At 70.8% G+C, this 6,455-nt stretch carries 8 protein-coding genes and 3 pseudogenes; 9 read left to right on the top strand and 2 right to left on the bottom strand.

Features of this window, described 5'->3' with window-relative positions; all coding sequences use genetic code 11:
* Positions 1–162 precede the first annotated feature (162 nt).
* Entirely contained in the window at positions 163–420 is a 258-nt protein-coding gene (locus tag OG559_RS13135; RefSeq protein WP_405115542.1) for an SCO4848 family membrane protein, read from the bottom strand.
* A gap of 537 nt (positions 421–957) precedes the next feature.
* Here OG559_RS13135 and OG559_RS13130 point away from each other — a divergent pair.
* From OG559_RS13130 to OG559_RS13105, 6 genes and pseudogenes are all read left to right on the top strand, one after another.
* Positions 958–1,161: pseudogene (locus OG559_RS13130) on the top strand (DUF6069 family protein); the annotation flags it as partial.
* Positions 1,128–1,334, top strand: coding sequence for a DUF6069 family protein (locus OG559_RS13125; RefSeq protein WP_405116630.1), 207 nt, complete (start codon positions 1,128–1,130; stop codon positions 1,332–1,334). The pseudogene OG559_RS13130 and the gene OG559_RS13125, both read left to right, overlap by 34 nt.
* A gap of 42 nt (positions 1,335–1,376) precedes the next feature.
* A pseudogene (locus OG559_RS13120) lies at positions 1,377–1,961 on the top strand (DsbA family protein); the annotation flags it as partial.
* Between the two features lie 42 nt (positions 1,962–2,003).
* A complete protein-coding gene (locus OG559_RS13115; protein WP_405116628.1) occupies positions 2,004–2,456 on the top strand; it encodes a nitroreductase family deazaflavin-dependent oxidoreductase in 453 nt (150 codons plus the stop codon).
* A 318-nt stretch (positions 2,457–2,774) separates the two neighbouring features.
* A pseudogene (locus tag OG559_RS13110) lies at positions 2,775–2,969 on the top strand (MerR family DNA-binding transcriptional regulator); the annotation flags it as partial.
* Positions 2,970–3,288: 319 nt separating this feature from the next.
* Positions 3,289–3,816 carry a DUF6244 family protein gene (locus OG559_RS13105; RefSeq protein ID WP_405115540.1) on the top strand — a complete coding sequence of 176 codons (528 nt, stop codon included), beginning with the start codon at positions 3,289–3,291 and terminating at the stop codon, positions 3,814–3,816.
* Between the two features lie 155 nt (positions 3,817–3,971).
* Here OG559_RS13105 and OG559_RS13100 read toward each other — a convergent pair whose 3' ends face one another.
* The gene (locus tag OG559_RS13100) at positions 3,972–4,229 is read right to left on the bottom strand and encodes a hypothetical protein (protein WP_405115538.1); all 258 of its coding nucleotides are present in this window, start codon (positions 4,227–4,229) and stop codon (positions 3,972–3,974) included.
* Between the two features lie 654 nt (positions 4,230–4,883).
* Here OG559_RS13100 and OG559_RS13095 point away from each other — a divergent pair.
* From OG559_RS13095 to OG559_RS13085, 3 genes are all read left to right on the top strand, one after another.
* Complete coding sequence (locus tag OG559_RS13095) at positions 4,884–5,207, top strand: MerR family transcriptional regulator (protein WP_405115536.1); 324 nt, start codon at positions 4,884–4,886, stop codon at positions 5,205–5,207.
* 145 nt (positions 5,208–5,352) lie between these two features.
* On the top strand, positions 5,353–5,817 hold the full coding sequence (locus OG559_RS13090) for an ATP-binding protein (protein WP_405115534.1): 465 nt from the start codon (positions 5,353–5,355) through the stop codon (positions 5,815–5,817).
* Positions 5,818–5,819: 2 nt separating this feature from the next.
* Positions 5,820–6,161 carry an STAS domain-containing protein gene (locus OG559_RS13085; protein WP_405116626.1) on the top strand — a complete coding sequence of 114 codons (342 nt, stop codon included), beginning with the start codon at positions 5,820–5,822 and terminating at the stop codon, positions 6,159–6,161.
* The last annotated feature ends 294 nt before the right edge of the window (positions 6,162–6,455 follow it).

Genomic DNA, 6,455 nt, shown 5'->3' with positions numbered 1-6,455 from the left:
CTCAGCGCCGGCTTGCCTGTCCCGCGCTCCGGCCTCCAGGTCTTTCGCCCTGTTTCGTCCGTTCCGCGCTGGCAGAGAGAAAGTTACGCGTCCGGAGTTTGATCGTCAAATCGGCGCGCAGCGGCCCGCGTCACACCATCTGCGATCAAGAATACCGGCAGCTCACGGTCGGTTGGTCGGGCGACGGGCCGCTCGCCAGCCCCGTACGCCCAAGACACCCACAGTCGTGCCGATCGCCAGTGACGCCGCGATCAGCAGTGCGTGCACCCACAGGAAGCCGGTCGGTGTCCCCTCGCCCACCGTCCCGCCCGCCCAGGAGCGCGGGTCGTTCCAGATGGCGACGGCGAACCGGGGCCAGATCACCCAGGTCCAGACGCCGACCCCGACAAGGAAGAGGGTCCACCCACGTGACAGCACCATGGCTGGCGAGTATGCCAGCGTGATCGGCGATCGGCGGGAGCACCGGCGGTACCGGGATACGCCGCGCGGCAGGTCAAGGGCCGGGTACCGGCGCCGGCCCGCAGCCCGACACCGCCGGGGGCCCGGGACACGGTTTCGACACGCGACCGGGTCGGCGCCTGCTTGCTGCTTGCCGTGACCAGTCGCTGCCGTAACGCCACCCCGTCGCGCCGCAGGGCGTCCCGGCCGGGTCGATGCGCCCGACGGCCGCACCAGTACGCGTACGTCCGGATCCGGTCGGTGGCCGAGCGGAGCGGACTCTGGTGTTCCACCAGTTCGCCGGTTACCTGCCCGGTAGCCACGGCGTTCAACGCCGTCTACGAGCGCTGCCCCGTGCTGCGGACGGAAGGGCCGGTCCGGGGCGGCCGGTGTTGTTGTGCGGGCTGACCGCCCGGGTGCCGTGGCAGGGCCTGGACCTGCTGGGCCCCGCACCCCGGAGCGGAGGTGAGGCCGCCTCCGTAGCGCTGGAGCGAGGCCGCCTCCTCTTGGCCGCCGGCCATCTCGGCGGCGGCGAGGAAGAGCACGGGGGCGGCGACCCTGGTCTGGGTCGTCGCAGTGCCGATCCTCGGCGCCGACGTGTCCGTTCCCAAGCAGTACGGCTCGGACGAGAAGATCGACCTGGCCCTCGGTGCGGTGATCTTCGCGTCGCTCTTCGCCGGCCTCGCCGGCTGGGCCTCGCTCGCGGTGCTGGAGAAGATCACCAAGCGTCGGGGGGCCTCATCTGGACCGCCGTCGCGACCATCGTCTTCCTCGTCACCCTGCCCTGGCAGATGCCCGGCTTCAGCACCGCCAACCAGCTCACGCTGGCCCTGCTGCACATCGCGGTCGCGGCCGTGCTGATTCCGGCGTTGCCACGGGCGGCCCGGCTCGACTGACCGGATTGACCTCTACCGCTGTTGAGGTCGGAGACTGAGCAGATGACGATCGGAGATGCCAAGGTCCAGGTGGACATGGTGTTGGACCTCATTTGCGTGCACTCGTACATCGGGTACGCCCGACTGGCCCGGGCCGCCGAGCGGTTTCGGGCCGGGGGAGGCGAGGTGGAGATCCGCTTCGCCCCCTTCGAGCTTGCGCCCGGCGTGCCCACCGAGGGGATGCCACTGATCGAGGCGCTCACCCAGAGCTTCGGCGAGAAGACGGTGCAGCAGTTGGGTTACCTCGTCACCGAGGCGGTGAAGGACGGGCTGGAACTCCACTACGACCGGGCCATCGCCACCGGGACGTTCGGGGCGCACCGGCTCGTCGCCCAGGCCGCCCACCAGGGCCGGGGAGAGGCGATGGTGGAGCGGCTGTTCCGCGCGCACTTCACCGACGGGTTGAACATCGGCGACGCCGGGACGCTGGCCCGGCTGGCCGCCGAGGTCGGCGTCACCCCCGACGACTCCGGTACCGAGGAGGTTCGCGCCGCGCTGCGTCTCGTACGAGAGGCCGGGATCACCAGTGTGCCGCTCTTCCGGATCGAGGGTGCCCCGCCGATGTTCGGCGAACAGCCGGAGGAGGTGTTGTTCGCGGCGCTGACGGCCCCGAGCCGGGCCGGATCGGTGATTCCGTCGAGCGAGCCGGACGCGGACGGGGTACGCAACAGCCCCCTGCCCGACGTGCAGAACCACGTGCAGCGGTACCTGGCCACCGACGGGGCCGACGGTCACGACTACCACGGCTTCCCGACGCTGCTGCTGACCACGCGGGGGCGGCGCACGGGCCGGCAGATCCGCACGCCGCTGATCTACGGCCGGGACGGCGACCGGGTTGTCCTGGTCGCCTCCAACGGTGCCTCGCCGAGGAACCCGAACTGGTACCAGAACCTCTTGGCGGACTCGAAGGTCAGGGTCCAGGTGCGCGCGGACAAGTTCGCCGCGGCGGGCCGGCTCGCCACCCCCGAGGAGCGACCGCGCCTGTGGGAGCTGATGGCAAAAATCTTTCCCAAGTACGACGAGTACGCCGCCGAGACGACCCGGGACATTCCGGTGGTCGTCCTGGAGCCCCACCGGGACTGACCTCGGCCCGGGGCGGCCCATGTCCAGTCGAACAGCTCGGCGGCCGAGACGCCGGAGGTTTTCCACGCCGGGCCGACCAGGTCCAGGTCCGGATAGTCACGAAAGCCGGCACCAGTGGACGAAGCGGGCCAGGCGAGCGGAAGTTCAATGGGAAGGCGCGAAGGAAGAGGCCGACCGCGCGCCGCAAGGACACCCGCGAACGTATCCAGGCCGTCGCCGAGCCGGTCCTCGACGTCGCCTCCGGACTGCTCGCCCAGGGGCCGGTCGGCGGGCCGCCACCCGGCCCCGATGCCCCATCCGACGGCAGGGGACACCACGATGACTGACCAACGCCCCGACCAGTCCGAACTCACCGTCGGACAGCTCGCCTCCCGCAGCGGGGTGAGCGTCTCAGCCCTGCACTTCTACGAGCGCCAGGGCCTGATCAGCAGCCGACGCACCACCGGCAACCAGCGTCGCTACCCCCGCGACGCGCTGCGCCGGGTGGCGCTGGTCCGCATCGCCCAGCGCCTGATCGAACCGGTCGGCACCGGGCGGAACGACGTCACCGCCGGCTGACCGGCTCCTGCGGTCCGACATCGTCCCAGTGCGTCAGGAGGTCGCCGGCGAGGGCGTCCGGCCAGCTGCGGAGGCCAGGATGGCTGCCACCACCTGCTCCGCCGCGTCCTGGCTGCTCTGGTGGTGCCCCGCCTCCGGGCCGAGCACCCGCCACGGATGGTCACAGATGCGGCAGCGGACACCCCGGGGGGCCCGGCGGACAGCGGGGGCGGCGGCTGATCGGTACGGTCGATGTACCGACCTCTTCGCCGCCCCCGATCGAGAGAAGCCCGCCGTGTCGCACGTCGAAAAGATCACCGGTGAGCTGCGGACACTGACCACCGGCGTCGAGCGTGCACAGGGGCTGGCCGCCGCCGCCCACAAGCAGGCGCAGGAGGTGGCCCTGCGTGCCGCCGCCGCCGGCTTCGCCGCCGTCGCGGCCGGCATGACCCGGGTACAGGCCGCGGTCTCGGAAATCCAGGGCGTCCTGAACGGGCTGGCCACATCCCTGGGCGAGGCGACGAAGACCACGGCGGCGGTCCCCCACCGGGCCACCCCGCAGGAGACCATCACCGGGCTCACCCCCGTGCGGAACGCCGTCGACGGTGTCCGCGACACCACGACCAGGGCCATCGGCCAGCTCGGCGAGACCCGGCAACTCGCCACCATGGTGCTCCAGGGCGGGCAACCCGGTCCGATGCTGTCGGCCCTGGAGAGCATCAGGCAGGTCCTGACACTGGTCGTCCAACGCACCGGCGCCACCCGCCAGTCCGTCGAGGCGGCCATCGCCGAGGCACGACAGCTCGGTTCCTCTGGAAACTGACCGGGGCCGGCGGCCCGGCACCGGCCGGCCCCGTCCCTTCCCGCGCCAGGGCCCGGCCTCAGCCGCCACCGCGAGCGGGCGCCTCACCCGGACACGCGGGGACGCCGCGCCCCAGTTGCCACGCTCCTAGCCCCTGGCCCGGCCCTGTCCGCCGCTCAACTACCCAGCAGGCGATACCCGAAGTGGATGATCCACACATCGGAGTCCGCGAAGTCCGCCGGCCGTTGCTGCTGCACCGACACCAGGCGAAGCAGGTCCGGCGACGGAACGCCGTGCTGATTCCTGGGGCCTACGAGTCGCAGAGTCGTGATGAGGCCACAGGGCTCGCCGGGGGCCTGCTGCCACATGTCCTCGTACTTCGACTCGGCGAGCATCTCGAGCGGGCCGGTGCCGTCCAGATCGAGAATCGCCACGGACCCGCCGCCCACCGACCGCGCCACCCACCAGCCTTCCCCGACGCCCCCCGCCTGGCCGCCGAGCCTGCCGACGAGCGGATAGAAAATCTATGCCGAACCAACTAGACATTCTCGGTGGTGCGGGATACTCTTACTCCCGTCGAGAACAGAGGGTCACCAAAGACGCAGACGGACCGCCCGGCCGTGAGGTCACGACGGGCAGCGAGGAACGGGAGTGGTTTCACCGCTCCTCACGAACGGCGATAGAAGCACGCCAGCCCTGACGTGATTGTGCGACGGGGCACCGCAGGTGGGGCCAGGCAGTCTCAGGGCTCCAGCTGATGTTCGCCGCACCTGTACGGGGCCAGAAGTCGCGTGGGCTCCGACACCGGCGGACCGCACGTCAGCAAGGGAAAGAGGAAACAGAGGAAAGGGAGGGCCGTACACCGTTGGATCGCCCGCCGCCGGCCGTCAACCCAGGCCGGGCGGACACCGCAGTTTCCATCGAAGAGAGGTGGTCTCCGGTCACGCTTATGCGATCCTCGCACCCAAAGCCCTCAGTTGCGGCTGGTGCGGATACGACGAGCCGACGGTCATGTCGGCAGATGGTGTTCTGACCCATAACCCTGGGCCCCGGCGCGTGAGCGCCGGGGCCCTCGACGTGGAGGTGGCATGGGGCAAAACCCCGATGACATGTTCGGCGACGAGGACTACCCCGCCTACACCATTGGTCGGGCCGCGGAGATACTCGGCGCCTCGCAGGACTTCCTGCGCCGTTTGGACGAGGCGAAACTGATCGCCCCCCACCGCTCCGCCGGCGGGCACCGCCGATACTCCCGATACCAGCTACGCCTGGCCGCCCGGGCCCGCGAGATGGTCGACCAGGGCACCGCCTTGGAGGCCGCCTGTCGGATCATCATCCTCGAAGACCAACTCGAGGAAGCCCTGCGGCAGAACGAGACGCGGAAGCATCGTGGGACGAGACAGCACGACTGACCGCCGCGCCCTCGCGTGAAGTCGTCGGCGGGCCGCTGGTGCCGCAGGACAGGGCAGCCGCCAGGCCCGGTGGTCCGGGCACCGCCATTCGAGCGGCCGGCCGTGCCCGAAAGCGGCTGGTCGCCGGCGCGTGTAGCGTCCGACCATGGGCAGCGGCGGGACGGACGACGCCGGTACGGGAACGGACGCCTCTCGTATCGGAGGCGAAGTGACGTTATTGTCGGAATCGGTGACCGCTGCAAGGGTGACCGGGTTGCGACACGCGGTCGCCGCGGCGGCTCACTCGGCAGGTCTGGTGGACCACGGGTTGGAGGACTTCGTCTTGGCGGTACACGAGTTGGTCACCAACGCGGTGCGCCACGGCGGGGGCAGCGGTGAGGTACGGCTGTCGCAGCACCATGACATGCTCACCTGCGAAGTCAGCGATCACGGGCCCGGCCTGGATGAGGTGGCCGTCGCCCTACCTGCGCCGGGGGAGGTAGGCCATCGGGGCCTGTGGCTGGCCCAGCAGCTCACCGGGGGGCTGATGATCGTCACCGCCGGCCAGGGAACCAGCGCCTCGGTGACGGCGCGGCTCCCCACCCGGTCGGCCGTAGGTGAGGAACAGTGACGATGCCCCCGGAGCAGACCTGGCACTGGCGCGTCGACGCCAGCGCCCGCCGCAGGGTCCTGACGCTGTTCGGTGAGATCGACATGTCGGGAGCCAATCGACTCGACGGTCTGCTGCACGAGACGATCTCCCAGGCCGGGGCGGTCGAGGTGGACCTGGAGCGGGTGACCTTCATCGACTCCATCGTGCTCAGCATTCTGGTCGGCGCGCACCACCACGCGGCCGACATGGGCGTGGACCTCATCCTGGTCAACGCCGCCGGACAGGTCCGCCGGGTCCTCGACATGACCGGCATCATGCAGCTTCTCGGCAGTCCCGCCGGACCGTCGCCGGTCGCGACCTGACCGCGTAACTCGCCGCAGCCGGAGCGCATGCCGTCCGGCGTCAGGCGTGGAGGCCGGCCCAGCCCGGCACCCATACCTCGGTCGGGGTGACCGCCGTGATGCCACCAGGTGCCGGCGGAGTGCGGTGAGGGTGGGGCGCGAGTCGCCGGCGTACTGCTCCTGGCCACCCCGTTCCTGCTCCCCGCCGCGCCGACGCGCTGTCGCCGCCGGGGCAGGGGCTCACAGTATTGGCGGCTGTTTCGGGGCGAGCCGCACCTTGCCGGGGATATGCACCGCGGAGCGTGGCTCGTCGCC

This window comes from Micromonospora sp. NBC_01405, assembly GCF_045040155.1.
Taxonomy (GTDB): domain Bacteria; phylum Actinomycetota; class Actinomycetes; order Mycobacteriales; family Micromonosporaceae; genus Micromonospora.
Note: the sequence above shows the minus strand (reverse complement) of the source record. Positions and strands in the feature narration are given on the sequence as shown.

Bases quoted from the DNA above. Each gene is read 5' to 3' on its own strand.
- OG559_RS13135 (WP_405115542.1), bottom strand. From the start codon at position 420: ATGGTGCTGTCACGTGGGTGGACCCTCTTCCTTGTCGGGGTCGGCGTC.
- OG559_RS13095 (WP_405115536.1), top strand. From the start codon at position 4,884: ATGGGGCAAAACCCCGATGACATGTTCGGCGACGAGGACTACCCCGCC.
- OG559_RS13090 (WP_405115534.1), top strand. From the start codon at position 5,353: ATGGGCAGCGGCGGGACGGACGACGCCGGTACGGGAACGGACGCCTCT.
- OG559_RS13085 (WP_405116626.1), top strand. From the start codon at position 5,820: ATGCCCCCGGAGCAGACCTGGCACTGGCGCGTCGACGCCAGCGCCCGC.